This window comes from Nocardia brasiliensis, assembly GCF_042691675.1.
Lineage (GTDB): Bacteria > Actinomycetota > Actinomycetes > Mycobacteriales > Mycobacteriaceae > Nocardia > Nocardia brasiliensis_D.
In genome coordinates this window covers 1,314,925-1,329,009 of the sequence record NZ_CP170507.1, presented here as the reverse complement: position 1 = coordinate 1,329,009, position 14,085 = coordinate 1,314,925, and the positions used below count along the sequence as shown (strand labels likewise).

General features: G+C 68.1%; 11 protein-coding genes. 4 read left to right on the top strand and 7 right to left on the bottom strand.

Features of this window, described 5'->3' with window-relative positions:
• Positions 1 to 173: 173 nt before the first annotated feature.
• The 3 genes from ACFK0J_RS06165 to ACFK0J_RS06155 all read right to left on the bottom strand — a co-directional run bounded on the left by ACFK0J_RS06165 (position 174) and on the right by ACFK0J_RS06155 (position 2,881).
• Entirely contained in the window at positions 174 to 1,244 is a 1,071-nt protein-coding gene (locus ACFK0J_RS06165; protein WP_378737353.1) for an anti-sigma-D factor RsdA, read from the bottom strand.
• Entirely contained in the window at positions 1,237 to 1,815 is a 579-nt protein-coding gene (locus tag ACFK0J_RS06160) for a sigma-70 family RNA polymerase sigma factor (RefSeq protein WP_218474064.1), read from the bottom strand. The genes ACFK0J_RS06165 and ACFK0J_RS06160 overlap by 8 nt, the downstream gene beginning before the upstream one ends.
• Positions 1,816 to 2,005: 190 nt before the next feature.
• Positions 2,006 to 2,881: a hypothetical protein gene (locus tag ACFK0J_RS06155; RefSeq protein WP_378737351.1), complete on the bottom strand. Its 876-nt coding sequence runs from the start codon at positions 2,879 to 2,881 to the stop codon at positions 2,006 to 2,008.
• 628 nt (positions 2,882 to 3,509) lie between these two features.
• Between ACFK0J_RS06155 and ACFK0J_RS06150 the strand changes: the two genes are divergently transcribed.
• From ACFK0J_RS06150 to ACFK0J_RS06140, 3 genes are all read left to right on the top strand, one after another.
• The gene (locus ACFK0J_RS06150; RefSeq protein WP_014981828.1) at positions 3,510 to 3,803 is read left to right on the top strand and encodes a WhiB family transcriptional regulator; all 294 of its coding nucleotides are present in this window, start codon (positions 3,510 to 3,512) and stop codon (positions 3,801 to 3,803) included.
• Between the two features lie 362 nt (positions 3,804 to 4,165).
• The gene (locus tag ACFK0J_RS06145; RefSeq protein ID WP_378737349.1) at positions 4,166 to 4,741 is read left to right on the top strand and encodes a sigma-70 family RNA polymerase sigma factor; all 576 of its coding nucleotides are present in this window, start codon (positions 4,166 to 4,168) and stop codon (positions 4,739 to 4,741) included.
• Between the two features lies 1 nt (position 4,742).
• Positions 4,743 to 4,994 carry a hypothetical protein gene (locus tag ACFK0J_RS06140; RefSeq protein ID WP_378737347.1) on the top strand — a complete coding sequence of 84 codons (252 nt, stop codon included), beginning with the start codon at positions 4,743 to 4,745 and terminating at the stop codon, positions 4,992 to 4,994.
• A gap of 64 nt (positions 4,995 to 5,058) precedes the next feature.
• Here ACFK0J_RS06140 and groL read toward each other — a convergent pair whose 3' ends face one another.
• Positions 5,059 to 6,669 (bottom strand): chaperonin GroEL, encoded by a 1,611-nt coding sequence (groL, locus tag ACFK0J_RS06135; protein WP_378737345.1) that lies wholly within the window; start codon positions 6,667 to 6,669, stop codon positions 5,059 to 5,061.
• A 175-nt stretch (positions 6,670 to 6,844) separates the two neighbouring features.
• On the bottom strand, positions 6,845 to 7,144 hold the full coding sequence (gene groES, locus ACFK0J_RS06130; RefSeq protein ID WP_014981824.1) for a co-chaperone GroES: 300 nt from the start codon (positions 7,142 to 7,144) through the stop codon (positions 6,845 to 6,847).
• 749 nt (positions 7,145 to 7,893) lie between these two features.
• Between groES and ACFK0J_RS06125 the strand changes: the two genes are divergently transcribed.
• On the top strand, positions 7,894 to 9,453 hold the full coding sequence (locus ACFK0J_RS06125; protein ID WP_378737343.1) for an Hsp70 family protein: 1,560 nt from the start codon (positions 7,894 to 7,896) through the stop codon (positions 9,451 to 9,453).
• 3,097 nt (positions 9,454 to 12,550) lie between these two features.
• Here the strand turns inward: ACFK0J_RS06125 and tsaD are convergent.
• A complete protein-coding gene (gene tsaD / locus ACFK0J_RS06120; protein ID WP_378737341.1) occupies positions 12,551 to 13,594 on the bottom strand; it encodes a tRNA (adenosine(37)-N6)-threonylcarbamoyltransferase complex transferase subunit TsaD in 1,044 nt (347 codons plus the stop codon).
• A complete protein-coding gene (gene rimI, locus ACFK0J_RS06115; protein ID WP_218474050.1) occupies positions 13,591 to 14,085 on the bottom strand; it encodes a ribosomal protein S18-alanine N-acetyltransferase in 495 nt (164 codons plus the stop codon). Before rimI ends, tsaD begins: the two co-directional genes overlap by 4 nt.

Genomic DNA, 14,085 nt, shown 5'->3' with positions numbered 1-14,085 from the left:
CGCGGCCCCTCCGGCGGTCGCGTGTCGCATTGTGACCTTCGACGCACCCGCAGATTTCCGACGCACCCGCGCAGCGACGGTGACACCCCTACAGACAGAAAACCGACCGCCGGTTGGCAATCGGTTCATGTCTGGTGTGCGGTTTTCTTGTCGGTTGCTGGTACCGCTACCGGCTAGCTGGTGTTCCCCGCGGCGCCGGACCCGGTGGGGATGACGAACGTGGTGCCCGGATTTCCTTGTGTCGGTACCCGACTCGGGGTCGCCGCGCCGCCGTTGTCACCGGTCGGCTCGACCACCGTCGGCTTCGACACGGTGGTCGGCGCCGGCGGTTCGGTGGTCGGCTCGGCCGTCGGTGGCGGCGTCGTCACCGGCGGTTGGGTCGGCCGGTCGTTCGGCGTAGTCGGATCGACGGGGCCGGTCGGCCGATCGGACGGCTCACCGGGCTTGGTCTGCTCCACCGGCGGCTTGGTCGTGTCACCGATGACCGGCGGAATCGGCTTCGGCGTCGCGCTGGTGCTGCCCGACGGATCGGACGGCTTCGAGGTGCCCTGATCCAGCTGATCGGCCAAGTCGCCGTAGCCCATGGCGCGCAGTCGATCGACGAGCCGCTTCCACTCCACCATCAGCTTGTCGTGCTTCTCCGGGCTGTCGACCTGCGCGGCGTTCACCTTCGCCTGCTCCAGGCGCTCCTTGGCCAGCACCGGATTCTGGGCGATCAGCTTCCCCGCTTCGTCCAGATCGGTATTGGCACGTTGCACCACAGTGGTCTGCGCCTGCTCGCTGAACACGACCTCTTTGACCCGCCAGAGCGGATCGCCGGGCTCGGAGTTGTACGAGAATGCCGTCATACCGCCGAAGACCAGGGCGAGTGCCGCCGCGGTCCCCGCGATCGGGCGAACCAGCCGTAGTCGGTTGCTGCCATGCGCTCCGATCCGCGCCTGGCGGGCGCCGATCTCCTGATTGACCGCGGCAACGATCGCGTCCAGATCCGGCGCCGCGGTCATCGGCGGCGCGATGAGTTCGGCCCGCCAGTCCGCGAGCATGGTCGCGAGCTGATATTCCTCCGCGCTGTCGGTCCGTACCGGGCCATCGCTTGCGATGGCGTCGATCAACGCATCGTCGCGGCGTACCGCGGCGATATCGACCGGGCCGGTGTCTCCGGACGCGTCGGCGTAGGGACCGCTGTTTCGCGATCCAAGCCGCGCTTTCCAGTCACCCCGACCGCGCTCGCCATCCCTAGCCATACATTTCACCTGCCCTCGCCACTTGAGACTTGAGTTTCGCGAGCGCCCTGTGCTGGGCCACCCGTATCGCGCCCGCCGTACTGCCCACGGCGACTGCGGTTTCTTCGGCTGACAAACCCATGACCAATCGCAGGATCAAGATCTCTCGATGTTTTTCGGGGAGTGTCGCGAGCAGACGGTTCATCTGCCTGCTCGTCTCCGATTCGAGAGCTCGTTGTTCCGGACCATGGTCGGTGGATATGACATCTGGTACTTCGGCCATTGCCTCCGCCTTGTTACGGGCGGCATTGCGATGAGCGTCGGCGACCTTGTGCGAAGCGATTCCGTAAACGAAGGCCATGAAGGGCCTGCCCTGGTCTTGATACCTGGGCAAGGCGGTCATCACGGCCAAACAGACCTCCTGCGCAACGTCATCCGCGGAGAGCTGCCCACGCTCCGCGGCTCCGATCCGCGCGCGGCAATAACGCACCACTAGCGGGCGGATCATCTCCAGTACCTGAGCTAAAGCGGATCTGTCGCCCTGCGCGGCCGCAGTGACGGCGAGGTCCAACTCTTCGCCCGTGTTCGTCATCGTCAGAGAGATTCCTGGCGTTACAAGTGGCACGGTCGGTGATGACCAGTGCTTCCGCCGAAGTGGCGGAACGGATCTAACAATAGCGATACAGCGAGCGGAACAAGCCAACACGGTCGTCCTGGGAACCACAGACCCCGTCCAACCTGATGTAGCGCGACTTAACGCCGAGCGATGGTGCGGCAGCCGCTCAGGCCGCCGTCATCGGCCGGAACCGCCCGCCACGTCGGACGATGGCCGCGGCGCAGGCGTCCGCCTCGGCCGCCGCGCCCTCGACGGCCAGGCCCGCGCGCAGCATCGCGCTCGCCCAGCGCAACGGCAGCAGGCCGTGTTCGCGGCACTGTTCGGCGACCTGCTCCGCCAGCGCGCGGGACCGGTCGTGCTCGCCCGCCGCCGCGGCCGCCGCGGCGACCAAGAGCCTGGACTTGACCAGATGCCGCACCGAAGGGCCGCGCTCGGCGAGCTCGAGCGCCGCCGCCGCGTAGGTCTCGGCGGAACCGAATATGCCTGCGGCGAGGGCGGTTTCGGCACAGACCCAGTGCCTGCGGATGGCCGGCCGCCAGCCGATCTCGGCGTCCGGCACCACGACCTCGCTGCGGCGCAGCAGCCGCCGGGCCAGCGCGGGCTGTCCGACGCCGAGCGCGTCGGCGGCCAGGCCGGTCAGCGCGTCACAGATGGCGTCGCTGCGCGCGAAGGGGTAGCCGGGGCGCCCGGAGGCGGGGCCGACCGCACCATCTCCCATCGACCTCGTCGTGAGGAGGGCGGCGGCCCGCCCATCGAAGGCCGACGCGCGGGCGTGCCAGCCGAGTTGGCGGAGCAGTGAACCTTCGGTGCTGGCGGCCAGCGCGAGCAGCACCGGATCGGTGCCGCGGACACGGACAATGCGCAATTCGGCGCGGGCCGCAGCAAAATGCCCCTGGCCGCCGAGAATCACCGCCCGATACCAAGAACCCAGCGCATCGGGGGCGATCGGCAACTGGGCAGCGGCGTAACCCGGGCTCGAGCCGAACGCGCTCTCGGCGAGTATCTCGAGTCGGGGATCTTCGGTCGGAGCAGGCGCGAACACGGCCGAACTCTATCTCGGACCCCACTGCGGAGATGGCCGGGAGAAAGACCTGACCCGACCAACTGGCAACCGCACAGCATTTCTGCTGACTATGCGATGTTTCCATCAGGTAAATCTCGTCCCGGCAATCCCCGAGCGCTCGCGATCGGAATTCACACGCGTTTCGCGCAATTTACCTCAGCGCCCTGTTTGCGCCATCTGTGATCTGCTCGCTCCACATGCCACTGTGCGTCGCTGTGATCGCCCCCACCGGGCGCCGGGCAGGCTCTGATCGGAACTCTGACCCCAAAATGGGCTGCTACCAGCGGAAATACGTCCCGAACCGGCGCAGCGACGAGCCATCGGCCACTGGTCAACCGATCAGTATCGCCGGAACCAATGCGAAAAGTAAACAGCTCAGAGGTTAAATTTCGCAGCCTAAGATTTGGGAAACTGCTGCGCCGAACTATTGACGGAATTTCGCGGCTGGACCTAACGTAGCTCATCGCCACGGTCGGCGCCGCGCGAAATTGCAGCGACCGCAACGGGCGAGCACAGGGGCACCCGCCGACACAGCGCCGTGGCCTACCACACTTCGCAGAACAACTGCTCGACAACGCTGACGAGCTCGCACCACGAGGAGTTCACCATGCCCATGCCGACCCACCTCCCCGGACCGAACGCCGACGTCTGGGATTGGCAGATGCGAGGGTCCTGCCGCGGGCAGGATTCCGCCGTGTTCTTCCATCCCGACGGCGAACGTGGCCGAGCCCGTACCGCGCGAGAGATGCGCGCCAAAGAGATCTGCCGGGCCTGCCCGGTACTGATGCAGTGCCGCAGCCACGCCCTCAAAGTCAGCGAGCCTTACGGCATCTGGGGCGGCATGTCCGAGACCGAACGCGAGATGCACGCCCGGCGCAATCGGCGGCGAATGGCCGTGTAATTGAAATTCTTCCCATCCATGAGGCCCGGCGCGCCGAATCCCTAGCAAACAACCGGCAGGCGATACGCGGTCACCACCGCCCCGCCTGCGGCGGCGACCACCCGACGCCGCACATCCTGTGGAGCCCTGCGTATCGCGTTGACTATCGGCGTGTCACGGCGTGTCTCTGGTAGAGACACCCGGCGTGTCGAAAGTTTTCCGCAAAGTCGCTGGGCCACAGGCGCTTTGCCGACACCCCAGCCGAAGGGAGGTCATAGCGGCACGCTACGGTAGTGACCGATGACACAGAATGGAGCGTTGTGACAACGCGGCAGCCGGCCGCAGAGGGCGACTCGTTCCGAAGAGAAGCCTTCCCACCCGGTGTGGATTCTGCGGTTACGGCCCGCGCCGCCGAAAGCATCGAACTCGCCGCCCTGCTACGTCGGTGCGGCGAGGCCGACCAGGAAGCCTTTGCCGAGCTATACGACCGGACGTCCGCGCGCGTCTTCGGTCTGGTGCTGCGCGTCCTACACGACCCCGGCTACGCGGAGGAGACGACGCAGGAGGTCTACCTGCAGATCTGGCGCACCGCAGCCAGTTTCGACGCCGACAAGGGGTCGGCCGTGACGTGGCTGATGACGCTCGCCCACCGGCGCGCCGTCGACCGGGTTCGCGCCGAGCAGGCACACACCCAACGCGAAGTCGCCTACGGAATAAGGGTCCTCGGTAACGAATTCGATGAAGTAACCGAAGAGGTAGAGCGAAGGCTCGAACAACAGGCCGTCCTCGAAGGGCTCGCGACCTTGACCGAGACCCAGCGAGAAGCCATCTCGCTCGCCTACTACGGCGGGCGAACCTACGCGGAGGTCGCGCACTACCTCGGCGTAGGGTTACCGACCGTTAAGTCCCGAATTCGGGACGGATTGACACGACTCAAAAGAAGTTTGGGGGTGACGTGAGATGAACGAACGCCAGGTCGATCTCGCGCACACCGTCGCGCTCGGATCGATCGACGACGTAGACCACCATGAGGTGCAAGAACTGCTCGACACCGAAGACCCCGCGCTACGTGCGGAGTTCATCCAGGAGATAAGGCAGACGAGGGAGGCGCTCGCGGCGCTCGCCACCGTGACGGCGACCGAGCCGCCCGCCAGCCTGCGCACCCAACTGCTCGCGGCCATCGCCGCTGAGCAACCCCCCGTAGCTTCCTGAGTTAGGAAAAACGAAGGCCCCCGGACTCGACGTCCGAGGGCCTTCTCTGGTTTCCGGGCCTAGCTCAGTGGCTGTGCCCGTGGTGGCTGTGGTCGGGCGCCTCTTCGGCGGGCTTCTCCACAATCGCACTCTCGGTGGTGAGGATCATCCGCGCCACCGACGCCGCGTTCACGACGGCGGAGCGGGTCACCTTCACCGGGTCGACGACACCGTCGGTCAGCAGGTCACCGTAGGTGAGGGTGGCGGCGTTGAAGCCTTCCTTGCCCTCGGCGACCTTGCTGACCACCACGGAGCCGTCCACGCCCGCGTTGGTGGCGATCCAGAACAGCGGCGCCGACAGTGCGGTCCGCACCACGTCGACACCGACCGCCTCGTCACCGGACAGCGAGTCGCGCAGCTCGATGAGCTTGGCGGCCGCCTGCACCAGCGCGGAGCCACCGCCGGGCACGATGCCCTCCTCGACGGCGGCCTTCGCCGCGCTGACCGCGTCCTCGACCCGGTACTTGCGCTCCTTGAGCGCGGTCTCGGTGGCCGCGCCGACCTTGATCACCGCGACGCCGCCGGCCAGCTTCGCCAGTCGCTCCTCGAGCTTCTCGCGATCCCAGTCGGAGTCGGTGGCCTCGATCTCGCGCCGCAGCTGCGCGCCACGGGCCGCGATGTCCTCGGCGGTGCCGGCACCGTCGATGATCGTGGTGTCGTCCTTGCTGACGACCACCCGGCGCGCCTTGCCCAGCACGTCCAGGCCCGCCTCGCGCAGCGTGATGCCCAGGTCGGGGTTGATCACGGTGCCCGCGGTGACCACGGCCAGGTCGTCCAGGAACGCCTTGCGACGGTCACCGAAGAACGGCGCCTTCACCGCGACGGCCTTGATCGTCTTGCGGATCGAGTTGACCACCAGCGTGGACAGCGCCTCGCCCTCGACGTCCTCGGCGATGATCAGCACCGGCTTGCCGGATTCGGCGATCTTCTCCAGCAGCGGCAGGAAGTCCGGCAGCGAGCTGATCTTCTCGCGGTGCAGCAGGATGTACGCGTCCTCCAGCACGGCCTGCTGGCTGTCGGTGTCGGTGACGAAGTAGGGCGAGAGGTAGCCCTTGTCGAACTGCACGCCCTCGGTGACCACGAGCTCGGTCTGCAGCGTCGAGGATTCCTCGACGGTGACGACGCCGTCCTTGCCGACGGTGGTCAGCGCCTTGCCGACCATCTCGCCGATCTCCTCGTCGCGCGAGGAGACGGTGGCGACCTGCGCGATCGCCTTCTCGCCGGACACCGGGGTGGCCGCGGCGAGCAGCGCCTCGGAGACCGCGTCGGCGGCCTTGGCGATGCCGAGGCCGAGCGAGATCGGATTCGCGCCGGCGGCGACGTTCTTCAGGCCCGCGCGGACCATTGCCTGGGCCAGCACGGTCGCGGTGGTCGTGCCATCGCCCGCGACGTCGTTGGTCTTGGTGGCGACGCTCTTGACCAGCTGCGCGCCCAGGTTCTCGAAGGGATCTTCCAGGTCGATATCGCGCGCGATGGTGACACCGTCATTGGTCACGGTCGGGCCGCCGAAGGCCTTCGCGAGCACGACGTGGCGGCCGCGCGGGCCGAGGGTGACCTTGACGGCGTCGGCGAGCTTGTCGACTCCGCGTTCCAGAGCCCGACGAGCCTTCTCGTCGAACTCGATCTGCTTTGCCATAAGTCCTATTCCTTGGATTCCAGGCTGGAAACGACATTGCCCCGGTCCCCGCTCAGGGGAACCGGGGCAGTGTCGTTACGACTCGATCCCGGCTATCGCCGGGGAGCGCGGCCACGTGAGTGCGAAACCCACGTTGTGCTCCCGGCTTTCGCCGGGACGACCGCGCGGAGCGCGGTCACTTGGTGACGACGGCCAGCACGTCGCGCGCCGACAGGATGAGGTATTCCTCGCCCTGGTACTTGATCTCGGTGCCGCCGTACTTGCTGTAGATGACGGTGTCACCCTCCTTGACGTCGACCGGGATGCGGTCACCCTTGTCGGTGACGCGTCCTTCGCCGACGGCGATGACGGTGCCCTCCTGCGGCTTTTCCTTCGCCGTGTCGGGGATGACCAGGCCGGAGGCCGTCGTCGTCTCGGCCTCGTTGGCCTGGACGAGGATCTTGTCCTCGAGCGGCTTGATGTTCACGCTCGCCACGTTGAGCCCTCCACTTTCAGGGGATGTCGTCCGGAACTGTTGTTCCGGACCATCGGTATTGGTCGCGATGTAGACCCTGCGCATAGCCCCGTCGTCGCGGGTGCCGGGACCCCTGCCCAGTAGTCGAACTGCCTGGCACAAGCACAGCCGCTCGGCCGGACGAAAGCCCGGCCCGCGCACATCACCAGTGCCGACTAGCACTCTATACATGAGAGTGCCAGCGCTCAAGGCCGGGATGTGCCAATTTCAGATCGCCACGAACGTCAGTGGTGGCCGACACGCCCAACGCACGCCCGGAGGGGTTTTCAAGAGATCGGGAAAACTGTAACGTTCGGATAACGGATTGTGACACTATTGACGACGGTCGCTGTCCGACCGCTGTGTTCGTCACGAACCAGTGCAGTCGGAGACCAGGGGTTGTCACAGAACGTACGTCGTCACAACGCTCGGCATCACCGAAGAACTCAGCGTGATCCGAACACCGGCGTCATCGAACACCCAGCGTCAGCGAACACACCAGCGTCACCGAACAACGTCTCACCGAGAAGCTGCACCAGAGAGCTAGCCACACGTGATCCATCGCCGGGTCCCCGCGACCATCAGGACAACGGGCCCGATCGGGTTTCGAGTCCGGATCGTGCGTCGACCCAAGGCGATTCGGCAGTCCATTCGAGATGGTCGGCGACACAGAGCGCTTGCGAGAGCTCGGGGCCGCAGATGACCATCCGCTCGAAGGGAGGTGAATGAACATGCGAACATCCCTCGGCATTTCGGCCGGGTCCGAGGTCGTGTGCTCGGCGCTTGTCGCCACCGCGTCGAACGGCGCGCAGAGCTTCGACTACCGCGTCGTGTCCGCCGACGCGGCCCACTCCGACCTCGGCGACCTCGTCGCGTCCTCGATCGAGCTGATGACCAACCAGCTGCCCACGACGCAGCTGACGCACGACGTGAGCTACCCCGTCGGCGCCCGCTTCGCCGGCGCGCAGCCGCGCAACCTCGAATCGCCCACGAGTCGTCCGCCCACCAGCGTCGCCGTCGCCTACCGCAGCAAGGAACAGGCGCAGGCGATCCGCGCGGCCACCGGCAAACAGCGGGAACTGCGACTGGTCCCGGAGGGCACCGCGGCGCTCACCTACCTGCGGCACACCGGCCTGCTCGACCGCTACGACACCGTCGCCATCGTCGACCTCGGCGCGACCGGACTCACCGTCACCGTCGCCGACCAGGCCGACGGCACCGTGCTCCGGTCCGAGCGCACGATCGCGATCAGCGGCAACGCCATCGACGACCTCATCTATCACCACCTCGTCGACCTGCACTACGCCCGGCGCGGCACCCGTCCCAACCGCGGCATGCTGACCAACCGCGGCCGCGCGGCCAAGGAACACCTGTCCATCGCGCCCGCCGTCACCATCGACCACGTCGCGGGCCAACCGCTCAAACTGACCAGGGCCGATTTCGAGGAGCTGATCGCCGATCTGCTGCGCGAGACGGCCGTGTTCACCGCGGCCGTTTTCGCCAGGGCACCGAAATTCCCCGAAGCGGTGACGGTGATCGGCGGCGGCGCCAACATTCCCGCCGTCGTCGACACCCTCGGTGCCCAACTGGACATTCCGGTGTTCACCGTGGAAGACCCGGACGCCGTGATCGCGAAAGGCGCCGCGCTGGTTGCCGATTCGGTGCAGCCGTCGGTGTTCCCGGTGGCCGCGCTCGGCACCGACGCGCCGGTCGGCACGTTCACCAAGGTGGTCGGCACGCTGGCCGGGGCGATCGTGGTGGTCGGGCTGATCATCGGGTACGGCGTGAAGACATTCGCGCCCACCTCCGACGACGAGGTCTCCCCCGCGGGCACCACGAGCAGTGCGTCGCAAATTCCGCCGCCGCCGGTGAACCCCGTACCGCCGACCGGAGCGGGCGCCTCGTCCGGCGGACGGAACCAGGAGAGCACCAATCGCCCGCCCGGCGGCAGCCTTCCGTCGATCACCCAGGACCGCGGTCAACCGTCGCCCACCCCCGCACCGACCCCGGCCACGCCGCCGACCCAGCCCACCCTCCGCCCGGACCCGAACCTCCCGGTAATCCCGTTCCCAGAGCTGCTCGGCCCGCTGTTCGGCAATTCCGTCGGCCCACAAGCAGGTTCGTCCGGCCAGGACAAGGACAAGCCCGGCACCCAACCCCCGAAACCCGGACAGAAACCCACGCCAACCCAAACACCCGCCCAATCCCACCTCCCGATCCCACCCCGCCACAACTCGGGCGCAGTGCTTCCCGGCGGAACGAACCCCGGCCCGACCGGCGAATCCGACTGACCCGCTCAACGATTCGGCTGAGGTGCCCACTTACGGCCAAGGGCCCCACTTACGGCTGAGGTTTCACTCACGGCGAAGGTCCCGCTCACGGCCGAGGTCCACTTACGGCCGAGGTCCACTCACGGCCGAGGTCCACTCACGGCGAAGGTCCCAGTCACATCCGAGGGCCCGACTTACGGCCGAGGGCCCCACTCACAGCCGAGGGCCCACTCACAGCCGAGGGCCCACTCACAGCCGAGGGCCCACTCACAGCCGAGGGCCCACTCACAGCCAAGGGCCCACTCACGGCCGAGGGCCCACTCACGGCCGAGGGCCCACTCACGGCCGAGGGCCCACTCACGGCCGAGGGCCCACTCACGGCCGAGGGCCCACTCACGGCCGAGGGCCCACTCGCGGCCGAGGTCTTACTCGCGGCCGAGGTCTTACTCACGAGTGAGGTCTCACTCACGGCCGAGGTCCGACCATCGGCTGAGGTCCAACCATCGAGCCCAGCTGACCGCTCAGCAGCAACACAGCGCGCAGCGGCACAGCGCCCAACGAACGCTCGGCAGCAGCCCGCGCCCGTACGGAGCGCACACCCTTTGCGGCAGCTGCACACCCAGCGTACTGAGTGTGCAACTGCCGCAAGGGGTGTGCCGCGCGCAAGGGGTGGTTGTGGGCGCACACGACCAGACTCCGATCATTGCCGAGGCCGAACGCAGTCCGTGTGAGTCCCGTTGGCCGCCAGCGGCATACGCATAGCGGGACACGACGGAGGGCCCACTCAGCCAATGCCGCAGCCATGCCCCGTTCGCTGCTAGCGGTATAGGTGAGCGGGACATGACGGAGGGTCCACTCGACCGATGGCACAGCCATGTCCCGCTCGGCGGTCTACCAGTGGCTGCCGGGAACCCGGCTGGGCCGAGGGCGGCGCCGGTAGCGCGGCCGGAGAACGAGCGGGACACGACCGAGGGTCTACTCCGCCGATGCCGCAGCCATGCCCCGTTCGCTGCTAGCGGTATAGGTGAGCGGGACATGACGGAGGGTCCACTCGACCGATGCCGCAGCGATGCCCCGTTCGCTGCCAGCGATAAGTGCGAGTGGGACATGACAGAGAGTCCACTCGACCCATCGCGCAGCCACGTCCCGTTCGCTGCCAGCGGTAAAGGTGAGCGGGACACGACAGAGGGCCCACTCGACCGATCGCGCAGCCACGTCCCGTTCGCTGCCAGCGGTAAAGGATGCCGCAGCCATGCCCCATTCGCTGCCAGCGGTATCGGTGAGCGGGACACGACGGAGCGTCCACTCGGCCGATCGCGCAGCCACGTCCCGTTCGCTGCCAGCGGTAAAGGTGAGCGGGACATGACGGAGGGCCCACTCGGCCGATGGCACGGCCATGCCCCGTTCGACGTTCTACCAGTGGCTGCCCGGAACCCAGCGGGCAGCACGGCCGAGGGCGGCACCGGTGACGCGACGGGAAACCGAGCGGGACACGACGGAGGACCTACTCGGCCAATGCCGCAGCCATGCCCCATTCGCTGCCAGCGGCATAGGTGAGTGGGACACGACGGAGCGTCCACTCGGCCGATCGCGCAGCCACGTCCCGTTCGCTGCCAGCGGTAAAGGTGAGCGGGACATGACGGAGGGCCCACTCGGCCGACGGCACGGCCATGCCCCGTTCGACGTTCTACCAGTGGCTGCCCGGAACCCAGCGGGCAGCACGGCCGAGGGCGGCACCGGTGACGCGACGGGAAACCGAGCGGGACACGACGGAGCGCCTACTCGGCCAATGCCGCAGCCACGTCCCATTCGCTGCCAGCGGCATAGGTGAGTGGGACACGACGGAGCGTCCACTCGGCCGATGGCACGGCCATGTCCCGTTCGGCGGTTTACCAGTGGGTGCCGGGGACCAGTGAGCAGCGCAGCGGAGGGCGGCGCCGGTGACGCAACGGGAGAACGACATGACGGAGCGCCTACTCGCTCGATGCCGCAGCCATGTCAGCTGGCATGGCGTGCGTAAGCCGCACACCCACTGTGACGACTGCACACCCGGTGTATTGGGTGTGCAGCTGCCACGAGGAGTGTGCAGGCATACAAGGAGTGCGCTGTGGCGCGCACGACCGGAGTCCGGTCATGCCGAGAACGCAGACCATGTGAGACCCGTTCGCCGCCAGCGGCATACGCAAAGCGGGACATGACGGAGGGCCCACTCGGCCGATGGCACGGCCATGTCCCGCTCGGCGGTCTACCAGTGGCTGCCCGGAACCCAACGGGCAGCACGGCCGAGGGCGGCGGCGAGCGCGGCGGGAGACCGAGCGGGACACGACGGAGGGCCCACTCGGCCGACGCCACAGCCACGTCCCGTTCGCTGCCAGCGGTATCGGTGAGCGGGACATGACAGAGGGCCCACTCGGCCGATGGCACGGCCATGCCCCGTCCGGCGGTCTACCAGTGGCTGCCCGGAACCCAACGGGCAGCACGGCCGAGGGCGGCACCAGTAGCGCGGCGGGAAACCGAGCGGGACACGACGGAGCGCCTACTCGGCCAATGCCGCAGCCACGTCCCGTTCGCTGCCAGCGGTATCGGTGAGCGGGACATGACGGAGCGTCCACTCGGCCGATGGCCCGGCCATGTCCCGTCCGGCGGTCTACCAGTGGCTGCCCGGAACCCAACGGGCAGCACGGCCGAGGGCGGCACCAGTAGCGCGGCGGGAAACCGAGCGGGACACGACGGAGCGCCTACTCGGCCAATGCCGCAGCCACGTCCCGTTCGCTGCCAGCGGTATCGGTGAGCGGGACATGACGGAGCGTCCACTCGGCCGATGGCCCGGCCATGTCCCGTCCGGCGGTTTACCAGTGGGTGTCGGGGACCAGCGAGCAGCGCGGCCGAGCGGCGCCGATGACGCGCGGGAAACCGAACGGGACACGACGGAGCGCCTACTCGGCCGACGCCACAGCCACGTCCCGTTCGCTGCCAGCGGTATCGGTGAGCGGGACATGACGGAGCGTCCACTCGGCCGATCGCGCGGCCATGTCCCGTTCGGCGGTCTACCAGTGGCTGCCGGGACCCAGCGGGCGGTGGGGTGGAGGGTGGCGCCGGTGGCCGGGTGCTCGGGTGTTCAGCCGACTCGGCTGATCGAGACGGGGAGGCCGGGGTCGGTGGCGACGGTCAGGGGGGAGGGTTTGGCGCCGCCTGCGATGACGTGGGCGCCGAGGGCGGCGATCATTACGCCGTTGTCGGTGCACAGCCGGGGCTTGGGTACTCGGAGGGTCAAACCGGCTGCGGCGCAGCGCTCTTCGGCCATCGATCGGATTCGGGAGTTGGCTGTTGCGCCGCCGCCCAGCACCAGGGTGTCCACGCCGACGTCTTGGGCCGCACGCACCGCCTTCATGGTGAGCACGTCGGCGACCGCCTCCTGGAAGGACGCGGCGATGTCGGGGATGGGCAGGTCCTCGGCGGTCAGGCCGCTGCGCTGTGCGGACTCGACATAGCGGGCGACGGCCGTCTTGAGTCCGGAGAAGGAGAAGTCGTAGCGCGCGTCCCGCGGCCCGGTCATGCCGCGCGGGAACGCGATCGCGCGCGAATCACCCTTGGCCGCGGCGGCATCCAACGCGGGACCGCCGGGGAACCCGAGCCCGAGCAGCCGCGCCACCTTGTCGAAGGCCTCACCCGCCGCGTCATCGACGGTGCTGCCCAACTCGACGATCGGCTCCGCCAGATCGGTGACGTGCAACAGATGGGTGTGCCCACCGGAAACGAGCAGCGCGACGCACGGCGGCATCGGGCCGTGCTCCAGGGTGTCCACCGCCACGTGCCCGCCGAGATGATTCAGCGCGTAGAACGGCACATCCCATGCCGCCGCATAAGCTTTCGCGGCCGCGACACCGACCAGCAACGCACCGGCCAGGCCCGGGCCGATCGTCACCGACAGCGCATCCGGCTTGGCGATGCCCGCCGCGGCGAGCGCGCGGCGCATGGCGGGCACGATCGCCTCCAGGTGCGCCCGCGACGCGATCTCGGGCACCACGCCACCGAACCGCGCGTGCTGGTCGACGCTGGAGGCGACCTCGTCGGCGAGCAGTTCGCAGCTGCCGTCGGCGTGCCTGCGCACGATGCCGACTCCGGTTTCGTCGCAGGAACTTTCGATGCCCATGATGATCACGAGAGGACCTCGTCCGGGAGAGGCAGCGCGCTCAGCGCGGGCCTGCGCATGGTGTAGGCGTCCGCGCCGCTGGGATGGTAGTAGTTCTTGCGCAACCCGATGATGTGGAAGCCGTGCTTGGCGTACAACGCGATCGCGGGCGTGTTGTCGGTGCGCACCTCGAGGAACACCGGTCCACCCCGTTTGCCCGCCTCGTCGAGCAGCGCCTCCAGCAGCAGCGTGCCGATGCCCGCGCGCAGACAGGTGGGGTCGACACCGATGGTGTGCACCTCGGCCTCGGGGTGTTCGTCATCACCCAGCAGCGCGACCCCGGCGTAGCCGACCATTCGCCCGTCGTCGGCGCGCGCGGTGATGTAGCGATTGTGCGGCGCGGCGAGCTCCGACTGGAACGCCACGGCGTGCCAGGGATCGTCCTCGGGGAACAGCAACTGCTCGAGCTCGACGCAGCGCTCGATGTCGGCGGTGACCATCGGCTCGATTCGGATACTCAC